Origin of the sequence: Aquincola tertiaricarbonis (assembly GCF_023573145.1) — a bacterium.
Classification (GTDB): Bacteria; Pseudomonadota; Gammaproteobacteria; order Burkholderiales; family Burkholderiaceae_C; genus Aquincola; species Aquincola tertiaricarbonis_B.
In genome coordinates this window covers 1,603,409-1,623,149 of record NZ_CP097635.1, presented here as the reverse complement: position 1 = coordinate 1,623,149, position 19,741 = coordinate 1,603,409, and the positions used below count along the sequence as shown (strand labels likewise).

At 70.2% G+C, this 19,741-nt stretch carries 19 protein-coding genes; 8 read left to right on the top strand and 11 right to left on the bottom strand.

The window, feature by feature from the left end:
* Nucleotides 1–18 precede the first annotated feature (18 nt).
* The 4 genes from MW290_RS07475 to andAc are packed head-to-tail and all read right to left on the bottom strand — an operon-like array spanning nt 19 to nt 3,315.
* On the bottom strand, nt 19–1,239 hold the full coding sequence (locus MW290_RS07475; protein ID WP_250194052.1) for an NAD(P)/FAD-dependent oxidoreductase: 1,221 nt from the start codon (nt 1,237–1,239) through the stop codon (nt 19–21).
* A complete protein-coding gene (gene andAb / locus MW290_RS07470) occupies nt 1,236–1,562 on the bottom strand; it encodes an anthranilate 1,2-dioxygenase ferredoxin subunit AndAb (RefSeq protein WP_375142832.1) in 327 nt (108 codons plus the stop codon). The genes MW290_RS07475 and andAb overlap by 4 nt, the downstream gene beginning before the upstream one ends.
* Entirely contained in the window at nt 1,559–2,035 is a 477-nt protein-coding gene (gene andAd, locus MW290_RS07465) for an anthranilate 1,2-dioxygenase small subunit AndAd (RefSeq protein WP_250194050.1), read from the bottom strand. The genes andAb and andAd overlap by 4 nt, the downstream gene beginning before the upstream one ends.
* Nucleotides 2,036–2,037: 2 nt before the next feature.
* Nucleotides 2,038–3,315 carry an anthranilate 1,2-dioxygenase large subunit AndAc gene (andAc, locus tag MW290_RS07460; protein WP_250194049.1) on the bottom strand — a complete coding sequence of 426 codons (1,278 nt, stop codon included), beginning with the start codon at nt 3,313–3,315 and terminating at the stop codon, nt 2,038–2,040.
* Between the two features lie 191 nt (nt 3,316–3,506).
* Here andAc and MW290_RS07455 point away from each other — a divergent pair, with 191 nt between their 5' ends.
* On the top strand, nt 3,507–4,463 hold the full coding sequence (locus tag MW290_RS07455) for an AraC family transcriptional regulator (protein ID WP_250194048.1): 957 nt from the start codon (nt 3,507–3,509) through the stop codon (nt 4,461–4,463).
* A gap of 27 nt (nt 4,464–4,490) precedes the next feature.
* Here MW290_RS07455 and MW290_RS07450 read toward each other — a convergent pair whose 3' ends face one another.
* Entirely contained in the window at nt 4,491–5,516 is a 1,026-nt protein-coding gene (locus MW290_RS07450) for a hypothetical protein (protein WP_250194047.1), read from the bottom strand.
* Nucleotides 5,517–5,902: 386 nt separating this feature from the next.
* A complete protein-coding gene (locus tag MW290_RS07445) occupies nt 5,903–6,826 on the bottom strand; it encodes a LysR family transcriptional regulator (RefSeq protein ID WP_250194046.1) in 924 nt (307 codons plus the stop codon).
* Nucleotides 6,827–7,022: 196 nt separating this feature from the next.
* Between MW290_RS07445 and MW290_RS07440 the strand changes: the two genes are divergently transcribed.
* From MW290_RS07440 to MW290_RS07420, 5 genes are all read left to right on the top strand, one after another.
* Nucleotides 7,023–8,189, top strand: a complete 1,167-nt coding sequence (locus MW290_RS07440; protein WP_250196617.1) for an aspartate aminotransferase family protein — start codon at nt 7,023–7,025, stop codon at nt 8,187–8,189.
* 14 nt (nt 8,190–8,203) lie between these two features.
* Entirely contained in the window at nt 8,204–9,148 is a 945-nt protein-coding gene (locus MW290_RS07435) for a GNAT family N-acetyltransferase (protein WP_250194045.1), read from the top strand.
* Nucleotides 9,149–9,495: 347 nt separating this feature from the next.
* Nucleotides 9,496–9,750, top strand: a complete 255-nt coding sequence (locus tag MW290_RS07430; protein WP_250194044.1) for a hypothetical protein — start codon at nt 9,496–9,498, stop codon at nt 9,748–9,750.
* A 105-nt stretch (nt 9,751–9,855) separates the two neighbouring features.
* Nucleotides 9,856–11,049 carry an ABC transporter substrate-binding protein gene (locus tag MW290_RS07425; RefSeq protein WP_250194043.1) on the top strand — a complete coding sequence of 398 codons (1,194 nt, stop codon included), beginning with the start codon at nt 9,856–9,858 and terminating at the stop codon, nt 11,047–11,049.
* Nucleotides 11,046–11,966 carry a branched-chain amino acid ABC transporter permease gene (locus tag MW290_RS07420; RefSeq protein WP_250194042.1) on the top strand — a complete coding sequence of 307 codons (921 nt, stop codon included), beginning with the start codon at nt 11,046–11,048 and terminating at the stop codon, nt 11,964–11,966. The genes MW290_RS07425 and MW290_RS07420 overlap by 4 nt, the downstream gene beginning before the upstream one ends.
* Here the strand turns inward: MW290_RS07420 and MW290_RS07415 are convergent.
* Nucleotides 11,963–12,421 carry a universal stress protein gene (locus MW290_RS07415; RefSeq protein WP_250194041.1) on the bottom strand — a complete coding sequence of 153 codons (459 nt, stop codon included), beginning with the start codon at nt 12,419–12,421 and terminating at the stop codon, nt 11,963–11,965. The two genes, MW290_RS07420 and MW290_RS07415, sit on opposite strands and share 4 nt — an antisense overlap.
* 168 nt (nt 12,422–12,589) lie before the next feature.
* Here MW290_RS07415 and MW290_RS07410 point away from each other — a divergent pair, with 168 nt between their 5' ends.
* A complete protein-coding gene (locus tag MW290_RS07410; protein WP_250194040.1) occupies nt 12,590–12,916 on the top strand; it encodes a DUF883 family protein in 327 nt (108 codons plus the stop codon).
* Nucleotides 12,917–13,048: 132 nt separating this feature from the next.
* Here MW290_RS07410 and MW290_RS07405 read toward each other — a convergent pair whose 3' ends face one another.
* On the bottom strand, nt 13,049–14,044 hold the full coding sequence (locus tag MW290_RS07405) for an IS110 family RNA-guided transposase (RefSeq protein WP_445659481.1): 996 nt from the start codon (nt 14,042–14,044) through the stop codon (nt 13,049–13,051).
* Between the two features lie 495 nt (nt 14,045–14,539).
* Here MW290_RS07405 and MW290_RS07400 point away from each other — a divergent pair, with 495 nt between their 5' ends.
* Nucleotides 14,540–16,192 carry an ATP-binding protein gene (locus MW290_RS07400; protein ID WP_250194038.1) on the top strand — a complete coding sequence of 551 codons (1,653 nt, stop codon included), beginning with the start codon at nt 14,540–14,542 and terminating at the stop codon, nt 16,190–16,192.
* Nucleotides 16,193–16,204: 12 nt separating this feature from the next.
* Here the strand turns inward: MW290_RS07400 and MW290_RS07395 are convergent, their stop codons facing one another.
* Genes MW290_RS07395 through MW290_RS07385 form a run of 3 tightly spaced genes read right to left on the bottom strand, consistent with a single transcriptional unit; the run spans nt 16,205 to nt 19,692 of the window.
* Complete coding sequence (locus MW290_RS07395) at nt 16,205–17,485, bottom strand: EAL domain-containing response regulator (RefSeq protein WP_250194037.1); 1,281 nt, start codon at nt 17,483–17,485, stop codon at nt 16,205–16,207.
* Nucleotides 17,475–17,894, bottom strand: a complete 420-nt coding sequence (locus tag MW290_RS07390; RefSeq protein ID WP_250194036.1) for a response regulator — start codon at nt 17,892–17,894, stop codon at nt 17,475–17,477. The genes MW290_RS07395 and MW290_RS07390 overlap by 11 nt, the downstream gene beginning before the upstream one ends.
* Complete coding sequence (locus MW290_RS07385; protein ID WP_250194035.1) at nt 17,887–19,692, bottom strand: sensor histidine kinase; 1,806 nt, start codon at nt 19,690–19,692, stop codon at nt 17,887–17,889. The genes MW290_RS07390 and MW290_RS07385 overlap by 8 nt, the downstream gene beginning before the upstream one ends.
* Nucleotides 19,693–19,741 lie beyond the last annotated feature (49 nt).

Here is a 19,741-nt window from a genome sequence, read left to right as displayed (position 1 = left end):
CTCCGTGGGGAAGGGGAATCAGAGGCGGTTGAGGGGGCGGTCGGGGTCGGCCAGCGCGGCCGGGTCCACCGGCTGGCCGGATTCGATGAGGCGGCGCGCCAGCCGCATGTCGCGCGCGGCATTGGCACCCAGCGCCGCGATCACACGGCCTTCGTGCAGATGGAACAGCAGGAAGCGGTCTTCGTCGGGCCGGCCGCGCATCACGGCGTGGCAGCCCGGTCGGTAGACGCCGTAGACCTGCAGGTTGACGCCGAACTGGTCGGACCAGAACCAGGGCAAGGGCGGCGCTTCGGCCGGCTTGCCCAGCATCGCGCGGGCCACGGCAATGCCCTGGTGCTGCGCGTTCTGCCAAGACTCCAGCCGCACCGCATCGCCGGCCCAGGGGTTGGGCGCGCGGGCCACGTCGCCGGCGGCGTAGATGTCGGCATCGCTGCTGCGGCCCTCGGCATCCACGCACACGCCATCGGCGCAGGCCAGGCCGGCCTCGCGGGCCAGTTCGTCGTTGGGCACCAGGCCCACGCCCACCACCACCGTGTCGCCGGCCAGCAGGCTGCCGTCCTGCAGACGCACGGTGACGCCGGTGACGGTTTCAGTTGGGGCTTCGTTGATGGCCTCGACCTGGCTGCCCAGCAGCACACGCACGCCATGGCGGGCATGCAGCGCCCGCAGCAGGGCCGAGGCTTCGGCCGGCACGCTGCGTTCACACAGCCGCGGCCGGGCCTCCACCACGGTGACCGACAGGCCTTGCGCATGCGCGGTGGCCGCCACTTCCAGGCCGATCCAGCCGCCACCGATGACCAGCAGCCGGCCGCCCGGCTGCAGCGCAGCGCCCAGGCGCCGGGCATCGTCCAGCGTGCGCAGCGTGTGCACCTGCGGCAGATCCATGCCCGGCACCGGCAGCCGGCGCGGGCGCCCGCCGGTGGCCAGCAGCAACCGGTCGTAGGGCAGCGCCGTGCCATCGGCCAGCTGCACCGTGCGCGCGTCGCGGTCTATGCGCAGCGCGCGGGCACCGGCGCGCCAATCCAGGTTCAGGCCGGCCCACACGTCGGGCGGAAACAGGTGCGTGCTTTCGGGCTGTGCCCGGCCGGCCAGCACCGCCTTGGACAACGGCGGCCGCTCATAAGGCGGGTGCGGCTCTTCACCCACCACCGTCAGCGTGCCGTCGAAGCCTTCGCTGCGCAGCGTGTGGGCGGCCCAACCGCCCGCCTGCCCGCCACCCAGGATGACGATGCGCTTCATGGCGCCTGCACTTCCAGCCGCCCGCCCTGCACGCGGGTCTTGTACACGCGCACCGGCGTCACGCACGGCGCCTTGCGGGCTTGCCCGGTGCGCAGGTCGAACAGGCCCTGGTGCAGCGGGCATTCGATGCAGCCGTCTTCCACGAAGCCCTCGGACAGCCGGGCCACCTCGTGGGTGCAGATGTCGTGCACCGCGAAGAACTCGTCGCCCTGACGCACCACGGCCACCGGTTCACCGGCCACCGTCACCGCGCGCGGCTCGTCTTCCTGGAAGGCGGCGGTGTCGCCCACGTCTTGCCATTGGCTCATGGTGGGCTCCTTCAGATGGGCGTGGCCAGCAGGGTGTAGACGCGCGAGGTGTCGTACACCGCATGCTTGCGCCGGTAGCGCCATTGCCCGTCCACCTTGACCACGGTGTCGCGGTAGCAGCCGGCCTGGTACACCACCGAATCACCGGCCAGGCCGGTGTTGACGACGATGTAGCTGGAGGTGGTCTCCACCACGTCGCCGTCGATCCTCTCGATCGTCAGGCCGCTGACCGCATGGCGGTAGGTGTGCGCCTCGTAGATGTTGGCGTGCCGGGTGGCCACCACGCGGTCGCGCATCATCGCGCGGTTGCGGCAGAAGACGATGGGCGCCGGCAGGCCGCGGTCGTCGTTCTCCTTGCTGATGATCTTGTACTCGGCGTCTTCGGTGAACAGCTCGGGCCACTGGTCGAGCTGGCCGCTGTCGAGCAGGTGCACATAACGCTGCTGGAGGGCATTGATCTCCAGCCACAGGATGAGTTGCTGGTCCATCTTCAGTACCCCATGGCCTTCTGGTAGCCGGCCCAGAAGCGGCGGATCAGGCTTTCGGTGATGTTGGTGCGCGTCTCGTCGGGTGCGTCCAGCCCCATGCCCATGAACGAGACCTTGTCGCCATCACGCACGGTGCCACGCTGCACCAGTTCGGTGGCCTCGGTGTCTTCCATGCTGATGTAGCCGGCCGGCCCCACCAGGTTGGCCTGCAGCAGCCGCATCTCGCGCAGCTCGGGCGTGTCGTCCTCGTAGCCGAAGAAATGGAACACCAGCTCGAAGTTGCTGGGCCCCTTGGGCAGCAGCTGGCGGGCCACCAGCGTGTTGTGGATCTGCTGGATCACCAGTTGCGGAAAGATCGGCTGGATGTGGTTGGTGCAGTCCTCGTCGAACTCCTTGATCTGCCCCAGCAGGTAGCCGTCTTCCAGGCTGAAGCCTTCCTGCATCGAGCGGATGTCCTGCTGCTTGTAGGCCGCCGCGGTGTCCGCCTCCACCGGCGGCTTGGTCACGGTGATGAGGCTGTGCAGGCCGTGCTGCGCATCGGGCAGTGAGCGCGCCTGCATGCCCACGCGGAAGATGTTGAAGGTGGTGTGGAACAGGTGCAGCAAGCTGGCGTGGTAGGGGTCCTTCACGTTCTCGAAGTACAGCTTCCAGTTGCTCTTGCTGTACTGCCGCGTGCAGCCCAGGTACACCGTGGGCTTGTGGAAGATGCGGTCCACCCAGGGCTTCATCTCCGGGCCCAGATAGTCTTCGATCGGCGGCGCCTCGTCGCTGAAGGTGGCGAAGATCAGGCCCTTGTAGTTCACCGCGCGCAGCTTCTGCAGGCCGTGGTCCTCGGGCTTGAAGGCCTTGGTCATGCCGGCCAGCGTGCCGTTGTCGGTGCGGATGCCACGGCGGAACGGCAGGCCCTGCAGGTCGCCTTCGCAGTTGTAGGCCCACTGGTGGTACACGCAGGTGTGGCTGGCCGCGTTGCCGTGCTTTTCACGGCACACCATCGCGCCGCGGTGGGCGCAGCGGTTCACCCAGCAGGCAAAGCCGCTGGCCGTGCGCGTGACCACCACCGGCGTGTCGCCGACGAAGGTGCTCTTGAAGTCGTGCACGTTGGGCAGCTCGGCGGCCAGGGCCACGAAGCTCCAGTAAGGGCCGCGGTAGAGGCGCTCCTGCTCGCGGTCGTACACCGCCTGTGAACTGAACACCGCATAAGGCACGGACGACCCGTCCGCCTGCGGGAAGGAGATGGAACGCTCGCTGGGCGCGCGTTCCTGGATGGGCGTGTCCGCCATGGGCTTCACCTGTTGCGTGACTTGACGCTGTCAGTGTCCAGACCCGGGAATGCCATACCTATCCAGCTTTGGCAGTCTTCGCGCACAGTCGGTCCACTTCTTGCGAAACCCACGCACCCCCCACCCACCACGCACCAGAAATGGCACTGACCCTCTCAAGCAAAGCCCTCGCGCCGCTCACGGCGCATTGCTTGTTCCGGTCGGACGAGCGTGTGGCCGTGCACGACCATGTGGCGCGCGAGCTGGCCGACCACTCGCTGCGCTGGCGCCGCGGCGCCCCCGACGCGGTGATGCACAAGGGCCGCACCGAGCACCTGCATGTCTACATGCTCAAGTACGGTGCCGAGGTGGAGGTCACGCCGCACCCGTTCGACGACTTCTGCCTGGTGCATACCTCGCTGGTGGGCGGGCTGGAGATCGAGACCGACGACCAACGGCTCTACATCGCCGAAGGCCGCTCGGCGGTGCTGCCGGCGCGACGCGGCGTGCGGCTGCACTGGCAGCCGGGCACCGCGCAGCTCATCGTCCGCGTACCGCACAACCTGCTGCGAGAAGTCACCGGCATGCAGGCCGAGCAGCCGGTGGACATCGGGCCCGGGCATGTGCTGCCGCGCGAGCACACCGCGCTGTGGGACCTGCACACCGAGGCACTGCTGGGTGCGATGTCGCTGACCTCCGACACGCCGATGCGCGCGGCCTGGCTCACCCACTTCGAGCGCAGCGTGGCCATGTTCGTGGCGGCGCAGGCGCGCACCGCCCAAGGCAGCGGCCAACCCACGGAAGCCCCGGTGCCGGTGGACCACGGCACGGTGGCAGGCGGCAGCCGCCAGGCCCAGCGCATCGACGCAGTGATGCACTACATCGACAGCCACATTGGCGCGCCCATCAGCCTGGAAGACCTGGCGCGCGCCGGCAACATGAGCGTGCGCACGCTGCACCAGCTGTGCGCACAGGTGCACGACCTGTCGCCGATGGCCTGGGTGCGTGAACGCCGGCTGCAGGCCGCCCGCCGCTACCTGCGGCTGCATCCGCAAGCCACCGTGACCGACACGGCGCTGCGCTTCGGCTTTGCGCACGCGGGGCGCTTTGCCAGCTACTACAAGGCCCGCTTCGGCGAAATGCCGAGCCAGACGCAGGCGCGCGCTTAGCGGGCAGCCAGGGCGCGATGCTCAGGCTCAGCGCGGCATGAAGGCCGCGATGTTTTTCGCCTGAATCTGCCGCACGACCTCGTCGGCCATCGATTGCGCGCGGGCCAGCAGCTGGGCCGACATCTCCACCTTCTGCGCATGCGTCAGCTGCGGATCGCGGCCCAGATCGTCGTAGATCATCAGCTGCACCAGCTCGTGCCGGTTGCTGGCGGCGCAGTACATCGGGTCTTGCAGGCATTGCAGGGCCAGCATGCTGTCATCCGCCGCCGTACACGGCGCGCCAAAAGCGCATTCAGCCAAAGGCCCGACGTGGCTCAACGGCAGGGCCGAGGTCTCGGCCATCGGGTCCGCTTCGGTGTCGAATCGACGGCCGTTGAACCACACGACGGGCGGTTGCTCGCCACCGGGCACCGTCATCGGCAACAGCACATGGGCCATGACGGGGTCGAACCGCTGCAAGGCCGCCGCCAGTGCCTGGGCGCGGTCACCGCGCTTGAACACCAGGTCGTTGAGCGCATTGAGGATCGGGTCGGGCTGGCCGGGTCGCATGTAGTTGGTCAGGGCGAACGACCCGTTGTTCTCGTCGCCCACGAGGCTGCTGCACCAGGCATCCAACCTGGCGGTGGTGGACTGGTGTCGCGCATACAGCGGGTGGTTGACGTCCATGTCCATGCGTGCCGTGCCGGGCTGTTTCGAGGCTTCCACCTCGCTGCAGAAGGTACCGATGCGCTGCGCCAGCACCAGGCCGCCCAACTCCGGCCGCGCCTGCGCCTCGTTCAACAGCGCGCGCAGGTTGGTCGACAGCCGCAGGCGCGACAGCCACTCGCTGCGCTGGCGCAAGCCGGGGTCGACGGGTGCGGCGGCGGGCGGCACCGCCGGCATGGGCTCGGAGGCAGCGGCGATCGGCTCGAACACGGGCGTCTGTGCGGCGGGCGGCCAGAGTCCCGTGTCCACCGGGCCGGGGCTGCGCACCTCCAGCGGCGGGTGAGGCACAGGCTGCCGCGCCAGCAGCCAGACGACCCCGCACGCGCCCAGCAGCAAGACCACCCACACCCACTTTTTCCGCCGGCTCGACACCATCGACCACTCCCTGGACGAGCGCATTGGAGGCGAACTTGCCGGTCGAGGTCAATCGGCCAAGCCCGGCGCGCGCCGAGCTGCCCAGGCGCAGAAATGCCTTGCGCCGCGGCGAGATGGCAGCGGCGCCCTGGAGCGAGTTTCGTGAAGCGTTCGTCTGGTACCTCGACCGCAGCCCCATGGCGGCTGACGCCTTCCGCATCCAGGTTGTTGCAGCCATCGATGGACTGCATGAGCAAGCCGACATGTGGCCGTCCAATGAGGACGGTCTTCACTACCGCGTGCTATCGCTTCCCCTGCACCGTCTGGTACGAGTTTCAGACAGCAGATCGCACTGGTATCGCTGCCCAATGCGGCCGCCATCAACCCCCCACCCCCACCCCACCCCCAAACGCCTTCAACGCAAACGCAATGAACCCCTGCAGCTTCGGCGACCGCTGGCGCTCGGGCGCGTACAGCAGGTGCATCGGCCGGCGCGGCAGCGCATAGGGCTGCAGCAGCGGTTGCAGCCGGCCCTGGGCGACGTCGTCGGCCACCATCACCTCGGGCAGCATGGCCAGGCCCAGGCCGGCCAGCGCCGCGCGCCGCAGGGCCTGCGCATGGTTGACCGATACCGGGCCGCGCACCGGCACCGCCACCTCGCCGCCGTCGGGCGCGGCAAAGCGCCATTGCTGCTCGGTCCAGCGCCATTCGGTGCCGGCGGGGTAGGTGAACACCAGGCAGTCATGCGCGGCCAGGTCCTGCGGCTGCCGCGGCTCACCCCGGCGCGCCAGGTAGTCGGGTGAGGCGCACAGGCTCAGCCCGTAGTCGCGCAGCCGGCGGGCCACCAGCCGCGGCGTGTCCAGCGTGCCTAGTCTCAGCGCGGCGTCGAAGCCTTCGTCCACCAGGTCCACCAGGCGGTCGGTGAGCACCACGTCCACCTTCACCGCCGGGTGCAGCGCCAAGTAGTCGGGCAGCTGCGGCATCAGCGCTTCGGCCCCGAAGGCCGGCGTGGCGGTGATGCGCAGCGTGCCGCCGGCGCTGGCCTGTGCGTCTTCGGCCAGGCGCTCGGCGGCGTCGATCTGGCCCAGTATGTCGACGCAGCGCGCGTGGTACTGCGCGCCGAAGGGCGTGAGGCTTTGCCGGCGCGTGGTGCGGTTCAGCAGCGGCAGGCCCAGCCGCTGTTCCAGCGCCCGCAGGTGGTTGCCCACCATGGTGGTGGACATCTCCAGCCGCTGGCCGGCGGCGGTGAGGCTGCCGGCATCGACCACCGCGACGAACACCTGCATGGCTTGGTGAAGGTCCATCTTCAACTCTGGGTGGATAGTGATTGCAGCGCCGGCATGTTTATCCAGCCTGGCGCACTAAACATACTGCCATGGCCTTGCGGCGCCCACCACCCTTTCAGGAGCCCCCATGAACGCCGACGCCTTGCTGGACCCGCCTGCCACCCTGCCCGCCACCCCCGCCCTGCCCGCCTGGCGCGTGGCGCCCGCGGCGCTGATGGACACCTACGCCCCCTCCGACGTCGAGTTCGTGGCCGGCCGTGGCGCCACGCTGTGGGACGCGCAGGGCCGTGCGTACCTGGATGCGATCGCCGGCGTGGGCGTGAGCCTGCTGGGCCATGCCCACCCGGCCCTGGTGGCCGCCATCGCCGACCAGGCGGGCCGGCTCCTGCATGTCTCCAACCTGTGCCACAGCCCGTGGGCGCAGCAGCTGGCCGAGCGGCTGACTGCGCTGTCGGGCCTGCGGCGCGCGTTCTTCTGCAACTCGGGCGCGGAGGCCAACGAAGCCGCGCTCAAGCTGGCGCGGCTGCATGCGCAGCGCCGTGGTGTGGCCCAGCCGCTGGTGCTGGTGATGGACGGCGGCTTCCACGGCCGCACGCTGGCCACGCTCTCGGCCAGCGCCAGCCCCGCGGTGCGCGCCGGCTTCGGCCCGCATGTGGAAGGCTTCCTGCGGCTGCCCTTCGGCGACCTGGCGGCGGTGGCCGCGGCCCAGGCGGCCCATGGCGACCGCATCGTCGCGCTGCTGGTAGAGCCGGTGCAGGGCGAAGGCGGCGTCCACCTGGCGCCGCCCGGCTACCTGCGCGGCCTTCGCACGCTGTGCAGCCAGCATGGTTGGCTGCTGATGCTGGACGAGGTGCAGACCGGCCTGGGGCGCACCGGCCGCTGGTTCGCGGGCCAGCACGAAGACGTGCAGCCCGACGTGATGACGCTGGCCAAGGGCCTGGCCGGCGGCGTGCCCATCGGCGCCTGCCTGGCCGACGGCGCGGCGGCCGAACTGTTCACGCCCGGCAGCCATGGCAGCACCTTCGGCGGCAACCCGCTGGCCTGCCGCGCCGCCTGCACCGTGCTCGATGTGATGGCGCGCGAAGACCTGGTGGCCCGCGCCGCCCAGCGCGGCCAGGCCTTGCTGGCCGGCCTGCAGGCCGCCCTGGCCGGCGATCCGCGCGTGCGCGCGGTGCGCGGCCTGGGCCTGATGATCGGCATCGAACTCGACCGGCCCGCTCGCGAACTGGCGCTGCGTGCGCTGCAGCGCCACCGGCTGCTGATCAACGTCACCCATGGCACGGTGATCCGCCTGCTGCCGCCGTTGGTGCTGACGGTGGCCGAGGCGCAGGCCATCGTCAGCGCGGTGGTGGACTTGGTGAAGGGGATGGACGCCGGCTGACGCATGATCGGCCCATGCACCTGTTGATGTCCGATGCGCTGCGGCTGGAGCCGCTGACCCCTGAACATGCCGAGTCCATGCTGCCGGTGCTCGCCGACCCGGCGCTCTACGAGCACCTGGACTACGGGCCACCGCCCTCGCTGGAGCACTTGCGCGAGTCTTTCGCGCGCATGGCGCGCGGCCGCTCGGCCGATGGCAGCGAGCAGTGGTTCAACTGGGTGGTGCGGCCGCTGCAGGCCGGCCAGCCGGGTGAGCCGGTGGGTTATGTGCAGGCCACGGTCATCGCCCCGGGCGTGAGCTGGGTGGCCTGGGTGTTCGGCAGCCGGCACTGGGGCCGCGGCCTGGCGCGGCAGGCCGCCGCGCTGATGATCGAGCACCTGCAGTCGGTGCATCGCATCGGCCTGCTGCTGGCTTCGGCCGAGCCGGGCAACCAGCGGTCGATCGGCCTGATGCAGAGGCTGGGCATGCGCCCGGCCACGCCGGAAGAAGCCGCGCCGCTGGGGCTGTCGCCGCGCGAAGTGCTGTACCTGAAGGTGCTGCCGGTGCCGGTGGAGGACGCACCGGCCACGCCCGACCCGGCCACCGGCTGGCGCTTGCAGCTGGCCGACAGCGAATTGGCCGCGGTGCAGGCACAGCCCGACGGCCGGTGGCTGCTGACGCTCTCGGCCGCCGCCATGGTGTCGCCCGAGGGCGTGGCCGGCTATGCGCGTGGCGTGGCGCTGCAGTGGGTGCTGCCCCCTGACGCGGCGCCCCCGCCCGCCCTCTTCGGCCGCATCCGCGATGGCCGGGTGCGCCTGCGGGGAAGCTGGCACGGGGAACTGCGTCTGCCGTGCCGCGACCAGCCGGCCGAGCGCATCGAGCTGCAGCTGCCCCACGGCGAGGTGCTGGAGGTCGACCTGCAAGCCATCAGCGTGCAGCTGGCGCCGGATTGGCGTTTCAGCGAATCACTGGCCTGTTGAAGCAAGTTTGGGGCTGTAAATAAGCAAAGGGCCACCGCAGGGTGGCCCTTCTCGCTACCGGACGACGCAGCGTTCAAGCTGCATCGACGGGGTCTTGGCGCCGGTCACGGGTTCCGGGATTCCGCCCAATGGTGCGGTCGGTTGTTCGCCTCGTTCTGGTCGCTATTGTGCGCAGGGCTGGGCAGACCCATCGAAGGAACAAGCCCCCTTCGCACGTGCTGTTTGACGCCGCGCCGCTGTAGGACAAGCGCCACATCGGTGTTCGGGCCCGTCTGGTGGCGGAACGCACAAGCGCTTGCGAGCATCCAAGTCGACACATCTGTATCTCAACCACGAAGGAGCCCCCCATGACGCAGCACGCACAGATCGTTGGCGAGGTCTTCTATCGCGAAGGCGACGGCCCCCAGATCCAGATTCGCCCCGGCCCGGTGGAGGTGGAGCTGACCGAGCGCGACGCCACCCTGAGCTGGGACGAAGGCGAATCGCGCGGCCTGACGGCCATGCCGCTGACCGAGTACAAGCGCTTCGTCGCCGAAGGCGCCATCCGCCTCGACGATGCGCCACAGGCCGCCCCGCAGGAAGCACCGCCGCAGCCGGTGTGAGTGCCGCGGGTAAGCTCCGGCCCGTTCCGGCTGGCGCCCCCGCACCCTGTCCATGAGGCGTCCGGGCGCCTGGCCGGTGGTTGTGCCACCTTCCAGGAGAACCCGATGCGCCTTGCCCTTGCCGCCCTGCCCTCGCTGGCGGCCGCCTTCGCAGCCCTTGCCACTGTGGCCGCGCTGCCTGCCGCCCATGCCGCCGATGCGGTGAAGGTGGGCTTCATCAGCACCTTGTCGGGCCCCGGCGCCGCGCTGGGCATCGACATCCGCGACGGCTTCAACCTGGCGCTCAAGCACACCGGCAACCAGCTCGGTGGCCGGCCTGCGGAAGTGATCGTGGCCGACGACCAGCAAAGCCCCGACGTGGCGCGCCAGCTGGCCGACCGGATGATCAAGCGCGACAAGGTCGACTTCATGACCGGCATCGTGTTTTCCAACGTGATGCTGGCGGTGGGTGCGCCCACCTTCGCGGCCAAGACCTTCTACCTGAGCGCCAACGCCGGCCCCTCGCAGTACGCGGGCGAGCAGTGCAACCCGTACTTCTTCAGCGTCAGCTACCAGAACGACAACCAGCACGAGGCGGTGGGCAAGACGGTGCAGGACAAGGGCTTCAAGCGCGTGGCGCTGCTGGCGCCCAACTACCCGGCGGGCAAGGACGCGCTGACCGGCTTCAAGCGCTTCTACAAGGGCGAGGTGGTGCAGGAGATCTACACCAAGCTGGGCCAGCTGGACTATGCGGCCGAACTGGCCCAGGTGCGTGCGGCCAAGCCCGATGCGATGTACATCTTCCTGCCGGGCGGCATGGGCATCAACTTTGTCAAGCAATACGTGGCTTCGGGCATGTCCAAGGACGCCACGCTGTTCGGCCCCGGCTTCTCGGCCGACGAGGACGTGATCGGCGCGGTGGGCGCGCCGATGCTGGGCATGTTCAACACCTCGCAATGGGCGCACGACCTGGACAACGCGGCCAACAAGCGCTTCGTGGCCGATTTCCAGAAGGCCTATGGGCGGCTGCCCACGCTGTATGCCTCGCAGGGCTATGACGCGGCCATGCTGATGGACGCCGCGGTGCGTGACACCAAGGGCCAGCTGGGCGACAAGGCCGCCGTGCGGCAGGCGCTGAAGGCCGCCAAATTCAACTCGGTGCGCGGCAGCTTCAAGTTCAACGCCAACCAGTTCCCGATCCAGGACTACTACCTGCGCGTGGTGACGCAGGACGCGCAGGGCCGCATCACCAACCGCACGCTGGGCACGGTGTTCAAAGGCCACACCGACGCCTACGCCGCCGCCTGCAAGATGTCGTGAGCGCGACGCTGTTGGCGGAGCAGGCCCTCAACGGCCTGCAGTTCGGGCTGATGCTGTTCCTGCTGGCCGCAGGGCTGACGCTGGTGTTCGGCATCATGGACATGATCAACCTGGCCCACGGCTCGCTGTACATGGTGGGGGCCTACCTCACCGCGGCGGCCACGCAGGCCAGCGGCTCCTTCCTGCTGGGGCTGGGCGCCGGCATCGTGGGCACGGCGCTGTTTGGCGTGGCGCTGGAACTGACGGTGCTGCGGCGCCTGTACCAGCGCGACCACCTGTCGCAGGTGCTGGGCACCTTCGCCATCCTGCTGATGTGCAACGAGGCGGTGCGCATGCTGTGGGGCCCGCAGCCGCTGATGCTGAACCTGCCGGCGCCGGTGGCCGGCCCGGTGGAGCTGTGGCCGGGCTTCAGCTACCCGGTCTACCGGCTGGTGATCATCGCCGCGGGGCTGCTGGTGGCGCTGGGGCTGTACCTGGTGATCACGCGCACCCGCCTGGGCATGCAGGTGCGCGCCGGTGCCCACCACCGCGAGATGGCCATGGCCATGGGCGCCAATGTGCAGCGCCTGTTCACCGGCGTGCTGGCCGCGGGCGCGGCGCTGTGCGCGCTGGCCGGCGGCCTGCTGGGCCCGCTGCTGGCGGTGCAGGTAGGCATGGGCGAGAGCATCCTGATCCTCGCCTTCGTGGTGGTGGTGATCGGCGGCATCGGCTCGGTGCGCGGCGCGCTGGTGGGCGCGCTGCTGGTGGGCGTGGTCGATACCGTGGGCCGCAGCTTCGTGCCCTGGGCGCTGGGCGGCCTGCTGGGGCCCGAGGCGGCCTCCGGCGCCGGTCCGGCGCTGGCCTCCATCCTCATCTACCTGCTGATGGCGGCGGTGCTGTTCTGGAAACCGCAAGGGCTGTTTCCGGCCCGGGGCTAGGCACTGGCCGGTGCACGCACCAGCAGCACCGGCACCGGGGCCAGGCGCAGCACCTGTTCGGCATCGCTGCCCAGCAGCAGACGGCCGACGCCGCGGCGGCCGTGGGTGCCCAGCACGATGAGGTCGGCCTGCCAGCGGCCGGCCTCGTCGGCCACCGCGTCGCACACGCGGGTGGCGAAGCTGTCGCACAGCACCGGCTCGGCGGGCACGCCCGCCACCTCGGCCCGGGCGCAGGCCTGCTGCAGGATGGCCTGGCCGGCCTCGCGCATCAGCGGCATCACGTCGCCCGCGAAGGCGGCGCCGGTCTCGAAACCGGTGGCGAAGGTGAGCTCGTCCACCACGTGCAGCAGCCGCAGCCGGCCGCCGGTGCTGCGGGCCAGGCGGATGGCTTCTTCCAGCCCGCGCAGCGAGGTGGGGCTGCCGTCCACGGGCACGAGGATGCGTTGGTAGGCCATGGCGTTGCTTTCGAAGTGGGGGGTCTGGGCACCAGTGTGGCCAGCCCCCGGCAGGCGCCCCTTGATGCCGGTCAAGCCCTGTCGCCGGCATCGCAGCGCCCCGCGGCTACAGTGCAAGCAGGGCTGCGACACGAACGACGGCCCCCTTAACCATCCACAGGAGCTGCCATGACCGACCTTTCGAAAGAACACGCCATCCAGGATCGCATCACCGAGGGCCTGCGCCACGCGGTGGACGATGCCGATGCGCTGATCAAGTCGGGCCTGAAGCAGGGCGACGAACAGGTGCAGGCCCTGCGCGACCGCCTGGCCTCGCGCCTGCAGCACAGCCGCGAGCAGCTGCAGATGCTGGAAGAAGAAGCGATGCTGCGCGCCCGCAGCGCCGCCCGCGCGGTGGACACCCAGGTGCATGCCCACCCCTATGCCGCCATCGGCGTGGCCGCCGCCGTGGGCGTGCTGGCCGGCCTGCTGGTGGCCATGGCCCGCGAGCGGTGAGGTTGGCCCCCAAGCTCGCTGCGCTCGCGCCCCCCCAAGGGGGATCTCAGTCCCTTGGGGCGGCCCGGCGGGACTGAGGTTAGCCCCCAAGCTCGCTGCGCTCGCTGCCCCCCCAAGCAACTGTGTTCGAAGTCAAGCCTCTGACGCGGGCTGCAGGTGCTTGGCGGCGTCCCAGGTGGCCTGGTCTCGCAGCATGGCGTTGAGCACGGTCAGCAGCTTGCGCATGCAGGCCACCAGCGCCACCTTCTTGGGCTTACCGGCGGCCACCAAGCGCGCGTAGAAGGCCTTGACGGCCGGGTTGAACCTGACCGCCGACAGCGTGGCCATGTACAGCACCGCGCGCACATCGGCGCGCCCGCCCCATGTGCGTCGCTTGCCCTGGCGCTTGCCGGAGTCATTGGCCAGCGGCGCCACCCCCACCAGCTTGGCGATCTGGCGGCGTTGCAGCTTGCCCAGCTCCGGCAGGATCGCCGTCAGGGTGATGACCGTCACCGGCCCCACGCCCTTGACGCTGTCGAGCAAGGTGCGCTGCTGCTTGAAATGGCGGTCCAGGTGGTCGTCGGTGTCCTTGTCCACCATCTCGATCTGGCGGTCCAGCAGGCGCAGCACCTGTTGGATGCTGCGTACGGCCTTGGGCAAGGTCGTCTGCTGCAGCCGGTTGGCCTCGGCCACGCGCATGTCCACCAGCTGCCTGCGGCGCGCCACCAGCGCCGCCAGCTCGGCGCGCTGCGGCTCCTGCGGGGCGGTGATGTAGGCGGCACGGTCCGGATGCACGGCCAGCACGTTGGCGAAGTCGCGCAGCACGCGGGCGTCGACCTGGTCGGTCTTGGCCAGCACGCCCATCGACTTGGCGAAGTCACGCGCCTGGCGCGGGTTGATCCGCACCACGCTGAAGCCCGCTTCCTGCAAGGCCAGCACCAGCGCGCGTTCGTAGCCACCGCTGGCCTCCAGCACCACCAGGTCGACGTCGGCCTGCCGGCACATCGCGATCACCTCGTCGTGTCCCGCGGTGTCGTTGCCCAGGCGCCGCATCGAGGTGTCCAGGCTGACATCGAAATGCTGCTTGGCCACGTCGATACCGACGTTGATGCGACGATCCACGTTCGCTACCCCACCTTGCGGATGCATGCTCATGATTGGCAACTGTTCGGGCTACACGGTTGGACAAGACGGGCCGCTGCGTTGACCTCAGGCTTGGGGACGAGCTGCAAGCTCGAGGGGGCATCAGGTTTGGCGCAGCAACCGCGACACGGTCGGCCTTCAGAGAAACTCTGGAGGGCTGGGTCGGGAAGATACAAGGGGGATCTCAGTCCCTTGGGGCGGCCCGGCGGGACTGAGGTTAGCCCCCAAGCTCGCTGCGCTCGCTGCCCCCCGAGGGGGCGCTCAGTCCCTTGGGGCGGCCCGGCGGGACTGAGGTTAGCCCCCAAGCTCGCTGCGCTCGGCGGCGGGCCGGCCCCGGCGGCTCAAGATGCGGGTGGGCAGGCCGAAGACAGAAGACCTCAGGCCGTCAAAGGCCCTTCTCGACCGCGCCCTGCCCGTGCACACCGCCCGCCCCTGCCCGCTGCCGCTCAAGCCGACCGCCGCCGTGCCCGCACGGCGCGGTGACGCGGCCTGGAGCGGCCGATGAAGCCGCTGATCGACGCCCTGGAGCGCCGCCTGGCGCTGGAGCGGGCCGCCCGCAAGCTGGCGCAGCAGGAGCTAAAGGACACCCAGGCCCGGCTGGACCGGCTGCTGGCCGAACAGGAAGCCACGGTGCGCGCACGCACCGAAGAAGCGCGCCAGGCGCGCGACGAGGCGCTGGCCGCCAGCAATGCCAAGAGCGCCTTCCTGGCCAACATGAGCCATGAGATCCGCACGCCGCTGACTTCCATCATCGGCTTTGCCGAGCTGTTGATGCAGCCCGGCCGCAGCATGGTGGACCGCGAGGAGGCGCTGCAGGCCATCATCCGCAACGGCCGCCATCTGCTGGAGGTCATCAACGACATCCTGGACCTGGCCAAGATCGAGACGCAGCAGGTGGACCTGGAGCAGCTGGACCTGCCGCTGCCGGTGCTGCTGCGCGACCTGAACGCGCTGGTGGCCGGCCGCGCCGCCGAGCGCGGGCTGGACTTCCAGGTGCTGCCCCAGCTGCCGCTGCCGCCCAGCCTGCGCACAGACCCCGTGCGCCTGAAGCAAGTGTTGCTGAACTTCCTGAGCAACGCCATCAAGTTCACGCCGCGCGGCAGCGTGATGCTGGAGCTGGCCTACCTGCCTGAGGTGCCGGCCATGCGCTTCGTGGTGGCGGACACCGGCATCGGCATGTCGCCGGCGCAGCTGGCACGGCTGTTCCAGCCCTTCACCCAGGCCGATGCCTCGACCACGCGCAAGTTCGGCGGCTCGGGCCTGGGGCTGTACATCTCGCACCAGCTGGCCACGCTGCTGGGCGGCCGGCTGAGCGTGGAAAGCGAACCGCAGCGCGGCAGCCGCTTCACGCTGGAATTGCCGCTGCCGGCGCCGGTGCCGCGCGCCGAGCTGCTGACGATGGAAGGCGACCTGGTGGACTATGGCCGGGGCGACTTCGCGATCACGGCGATCTCGGTGCCCGAGCTGGCAGGCCGTGTGCTGCTGGCCGAGGACGGCATCGACAACCAGCGGCTGCTCACCGCCTTCTTGAAGCAGGCGGGCCTGGGCGTGACCGTGGCCGGCAACGGCAAGGAAGCGGTGGAGCTGGCCTTGCGCCAGGACTTCGACCTCATCCTCATGGACATGCAGATGCCGGTGATGGACGGCGAGACCGCCGCGCGGCGGCTGCGTGCGTCGCACTGCAAGGCGCGCATCATCGCCCTGACCGCCAACGTGATGAAGGGCGACGTGCAGCGCTACCGCGACGCCGGCTGCAACGACGTGCTGGCCAAGCCGGTGGACCGCGAGCGCTTCTACGAGGTGATCCGCGAGCACCTGGGACTGGGCTTCGAGGGCGACGAGAACGAGGCCGCCTTCCAGCGCGAGATGATGCAGCTGCGCCAGGCCTTCCGCGCCGGCCTGCCGGCGCAGGTGGAAGCCATCCGCCAGGCGCTGCGGGTGGCCGACTGGGGCACGCTGGGCCGCGTGGTGCACACCTTGCGTGGCACGGCCGGCTCCTTCGGCCATGCGGCGCTGAGCGAGCATGCCGCCGACGTGGAGATCGCGCTGCGCGGCAGCCATCCGATGCGCGCGGCCGTGCTGTGCGAAGGCCTGCTGCTGGAAGCGACGGCGGTGCTGCGCCGGCCCGAGCCGGTGACGGTGGCCGGCTGCTGAGCCTGGCCCTCCTTACAGGGGAAAGCGCTGCTCCGGCAGCGCGCGCAGCCAGTCCAGCGCCTGCGGCGCCGGCATCGGGCGCGAAACCAGGTAGCCCTGCACCTCGGTGCAGCCGGCGGCGCGCACCTGGGCCAGTTCCTCGGCGGTTTCCACGCCTTCGGCCACCACGTGCATGCCCAGCGAGGCCCCCAGCATCGCGCAGGCCTTGACGATGCCCTGCTTGCCGCGGTCTTCACCCAGGCTGGTGATGAAGGCGCGCTCGATCTTCAGCTCCGAGAACGGAATGCGCGAGAGCTGGAAGAAGCTGGAATAGGCGGTGCCGAAGTCGTCGATGGCCAGGTTGAAGCCCAGCATGCGGATGCGGCCGGTGTTCTCGATGACGGAGGCCAGGTCGGCCATCGCATCGGTTTCGGTGATCTCGATGGTGATCCAGCTGGGGTCCAGCTGCACATGGTCCACCGCGGCCGCCAGTTCCTGGCAGAAGGCCACGTTGGACAGCGACTGCATCGACACGTTGATGGAGGCGCTGACGGCCATGCCCTCCTGCAGGCAGGTGGCCACGAATTCCACCGTGCGGCGCGCCATGTGCAGCGTGGCCTGGTCCAGCAGCTGGTGGCGCTGCAGCGCGGCCACCAGCCGGTCGGGCATCACCACCACACCGTCGGCATCGTGGGCGCGCATCAGCGCCTCGAAGCCGATGATCTCGCCGGTGGCCAGGCGCAGCTTGGGCTGCATCCAGGGCTGCAGCACGTCGCGGTCCAGCAGCGCCAGCAATTCATGGCGTTCCAGCTCGGGCTGGGGCGCCGTGGCTGGGGCCACCGCCGGCGCATGGCGGCCGGGGTAGGCCAGCAGGTCGCGGGCGATGGCTTCAGGCTGCGCCGGCAGCTCGATGACGCCAGCCAGCGCCAGGCCGCAGACCGAGGCCAGCGTGGTGGCCGCCTTGATGACGGCGCGCTGCTGGCGGCTGACGACGAAGAACGCGGGTGCATCGGCCCGGCGGGCCAGCAGCCGCATCAGCTGGAAGGCATCACCGTCGGGAAAGCGCAGCCCGGTGAGCAGCACCGAGGGCAAGGGGCAGCGCGGCTGCATCAGCAGCCGCTTGATGCCCAGCACGTCGTGCACCACCGCGTCGACGCGGGCGCCGGCCTGGCGCAGCGCCTGGGCGATGGCCTCGGCCAGCTCGGGCTCGGGCACCGCCACCCAGACGGTGCAGCGCGGGGCGGCGGGCAACTCGGCCATCGCGGCGGCCTGCGCCGCCTCGGCGGCGCCCAGCATCACGGCGTCAGAGTGCATGGCAGAGCTGGCGCACGTCCTGGAACGAGATCGGCTTGATCAACAGCTCGTTGAAGCCGGCGGCCAGCATGCGCTGCTTGTCCTCGGGCATGCTGTGGGCGGTGTAGGCCACCACGGGCAACTGGGTCAGGCCCAGCTCCTGGCGGATGCGTCGGCACACCTGCTCACCGCCCATCTGCGGCATGCGCAGGTCCAGCAGCACCAGGTGGTAGCTGCGCTCGGCCAGGCAGGCCAGCGCAGCGCTGCCGTCGTCCACCACCTCGGCCTGCCAGCCCAGGCGGCGCAGGAACATGGCCACCAGCTGGCTGTTGAGCTGGTTGTCGTCCACCACCAGAGCCCGCCGCGTGGCGTCGGCGGTGTCGGTGGGGCTGGCGTCGGGTAGGGCCGCCACGCCGGTCAGGTCAGACATCGTGCGTGTCCTCGGTGGAAAGGGAAGAAGGCTGGGCCCGCGAAGGCAGCCACACCGTGGCGGTGGTGCCCTGGCCGGGGGTGGAGGCAAGCGTGAGCTGGCCACCCAGCCGCTGCACCAGCTGCTGCGCCAGCGGCAGGCCCAGGCCGGCGCCCTGGCCGGCATGGTCGAAGCTGCCCAGCGCCGTTTCAAAGCTGTGGAACACGCCGGCCAGCTTGTCGGCCGACATGCCGACGCCGGTGTCGGCGACGTCGATCATCAGAGCGCCGCCCTCACCGCCACGGGCGATGATGGAGACCTCGCCTTCGGCGGTGAACTTCAGCGCATTGGCCACCAGCTGGTCCAGCACGCGGTCCAGCCGCGCGGGGTCGGTGTGCACGTCGTCGGGGCAGCCGGGCTGCAGCGCCAGCCACAGGCGCAGGCCGCGCGCCTGGGCGGTGCCGGCATGGCGCGCATGCAGGTCGCGCAGCCAGGGCGAGACGGCCACGTCCACCGGCTGCACCGGCATGCGGCCGGTCTCGATCTTCACCAGGTCGAGGATGTTGTTCACCATGCCGTGCAACTGGCTGGCACTGGCATGGATCACGGCCGCATGGTCGCGCGCCTCGGCATCGGGGCTGGTGTCGCGGATGGTCTCGGCATAACCCAGGATGCCGTTGAGCGGCGTGCGCAGCTCGTGCGAAACGCTGGCCAGGAAGCGTGTCTTCAGGCGGTTGCCCGCCTGCGCCGCGCTGCGGCCAGCTTCCAGCGCGGCCACCAGCGCGATCTGCCGGTGGGCATGGCGCACCAGCAGCACCATGAAGGCCAGCACCACCAAGCTCACCAGCACGGCACCCGCCAGCGCCGTGCGCCGCAGCTCGTTGGAATCGGCCAGCACCTCGTCCATGCCGACGCCGCACAGCACGATGAGGCCGTACGCATCCAGCCGGCGATAGGCCCACTGGCGGTCGATGCCGTCGATGGGGCTGGCGCTGCGCAGCGTGCCCACCTGCCCGGCCATGGCCTGGCGGAACAATGCGGTCTGCGCGATGTTGTGCAGGCCTGCGTTGTCGGCCGGGCTGGCGCTGGCCCGCACCACGCCGTCCTCGCCCACCAGCATGATGGCGCCATGGCGGCCGAGGTCCACCTCGCCATAGAAGCGCGTCAGGTAGTCGGGCGACATGGACAGCACCACCACGCCATCGAAGCGGCCGCCGGGTGCATCGATGCGGCGTGTGAGCTGGATGGACCACTTGTTGGACACCCGCCCCAGCACCGGCTTGCTGATGAAGAGCTTGTCGGCACCACCCTGGGCATGCACCTTGAAGTGCTCGCGGTCGCGCAGGTCCACCCGCTGGAAGGGCTGGGTGGAATGGCTCACCAGACCATTGGCGCCGATGATGGACACCAGGTGGTACTCAGGCCCGACGACACCACGGGCCAGGAAGGCCCCGACGTCGAACGCGGCGCCCCGTTCCAGGTATTCGTTGCGCACGTAGCGCACGGCCTGGTCGGCACCCTCGATGGTCTTGGTGGTGTGCTCGGCGAAGGCGCGCGTCAGGTTGCCGAGGTTGCGCTGGGCCTGTTGCACCGCGCCGCTGCGTTCTTCCGCCAGCTCGTAGCCGATGCCCAGCCACAACAACGCCAGCAGGAAACCGCTGAGCCCGATGGCCAGTGCCGACTGGCGCAGCGCGGCCCACCATGGCTGCAGCCGCGCGCCCCGGCGGGAGCGCGCCGAAGCCGCGCCGGCCGCCACCGCGTCGGCCGGGCCGGGGGCGGTGGTGCGGGCAAGGGGCTCGAGGGCGGAGAGCGACTGCATCGGTCGGGCCTTGGGGCCGGGTGCCGGCCTGCATCCCGGGCAGGGCGGG

Bases quoted from the DNA above. Each gene is read 5' to 3' on its own strand.
- MW290_RS07475 (WP_250194052.1), bottom strand. From the start codon at position 1,239: ATGAAGCGCATCGTCATCCTGGGTGGCGGGCAGGCGGGCGGTTGGGCC.
- andAd (WP_250194050.1), bottom strand. From the start codon at position 2,035: ATGGACCAGCAACTCATCCTGTGGCTGGAGATCAATGCCCTCCAGCAG.
- andAc (WP_250194049.1), bottom strand. From the start codon at position 3,315: ATGGCGGACACGCCCATCCAGGAACGCGCGCCCAGCGAGCGTTCCATC.
- MW290_RS07445 (WP_250194046.1), bottom strand. From the start codon at position 6,826: ATGGACCTTCACCAAGCCATGCAGGTGTTCGTCGCGGTGGTCGATGCC.
- MW290_RS07440 (WP_250196617.1), top strand. From the start codon at position 7,023: ATGGACACCTACGCCCCCTCCGACGTCGAGTTCGTGGCCGGCCGTGGC.
- MW290_RS07435 (WP_250194045.1), top strand. From the start codon at position 8,204: ATGCACCTGTTGATGTCCGATGCGCTGCGGCTGGAGCCGCTGACCCCT.
- MW290_RS07430 (WP_250194044.1), top strand. From the start codon at position 9,496: ATGACGCAGCACGCACAGATCGTTGGCGAGGTCTTCTATCGCGAAGGC.
- MW290_RS07425 (WP_250194043.1), top strand. From the start codon at position 9,856: ATGCGCCTTGCCCTTGCCGCCCTGCCCTCGCTGGCGGCCGCCTTCGCA.
- MW290_RS07415 (WP_250194041.1), bottom strand. From the start codon at position 12,421: ATGGCCTACCAACGCATCCTCGTGCCCGTGGACGGCAGCCCCACCTCG.
- MW290_RS07410 (WP_250194040.1), top strand. From the start codon at position 12,590: ATGACCGACCTTTCGAAAGAACACGCCATCCAGGATCGCATCACCGAG.
- MW290_RS07405 (WP_445659481.1), bottom strand. From the start codon at position 14,044: ATGCATCCGCAAGGTGGGGTAGCGAACGTGGATCGTCGCATCAACGTC.
- MW290_RS07400 (WP_250194038.1), top strand. From the start codon at position 14,540: ATGAAGCCGCTGATCGACGCCCTGGAGCGCCGCCTGGCGCTGGAGCGG.
- MW290_RS07395 (WP_250194037.1), bottom strand. From the start codon at position 17,485: ATGCACTCTGACGCCGTGATGCTGGGCGCCGCCGAGGCGGCGCAGGCC.
- MW290_RS07390 (WP_250194036.1), bottom strand. From the start codon at position 17,894: ATGTCTGACCTGACCGGCGTGGCGGCCCTACCCGACGCCAGCCCCACC.
- MW290_RS07385 (WP_250194035.1), bottom strand. From the start codon at position 19,692: ATGCAGTCGCTCTCCGCCCTCGAGCCCCTTGCCCGCACCACCGCCCCC.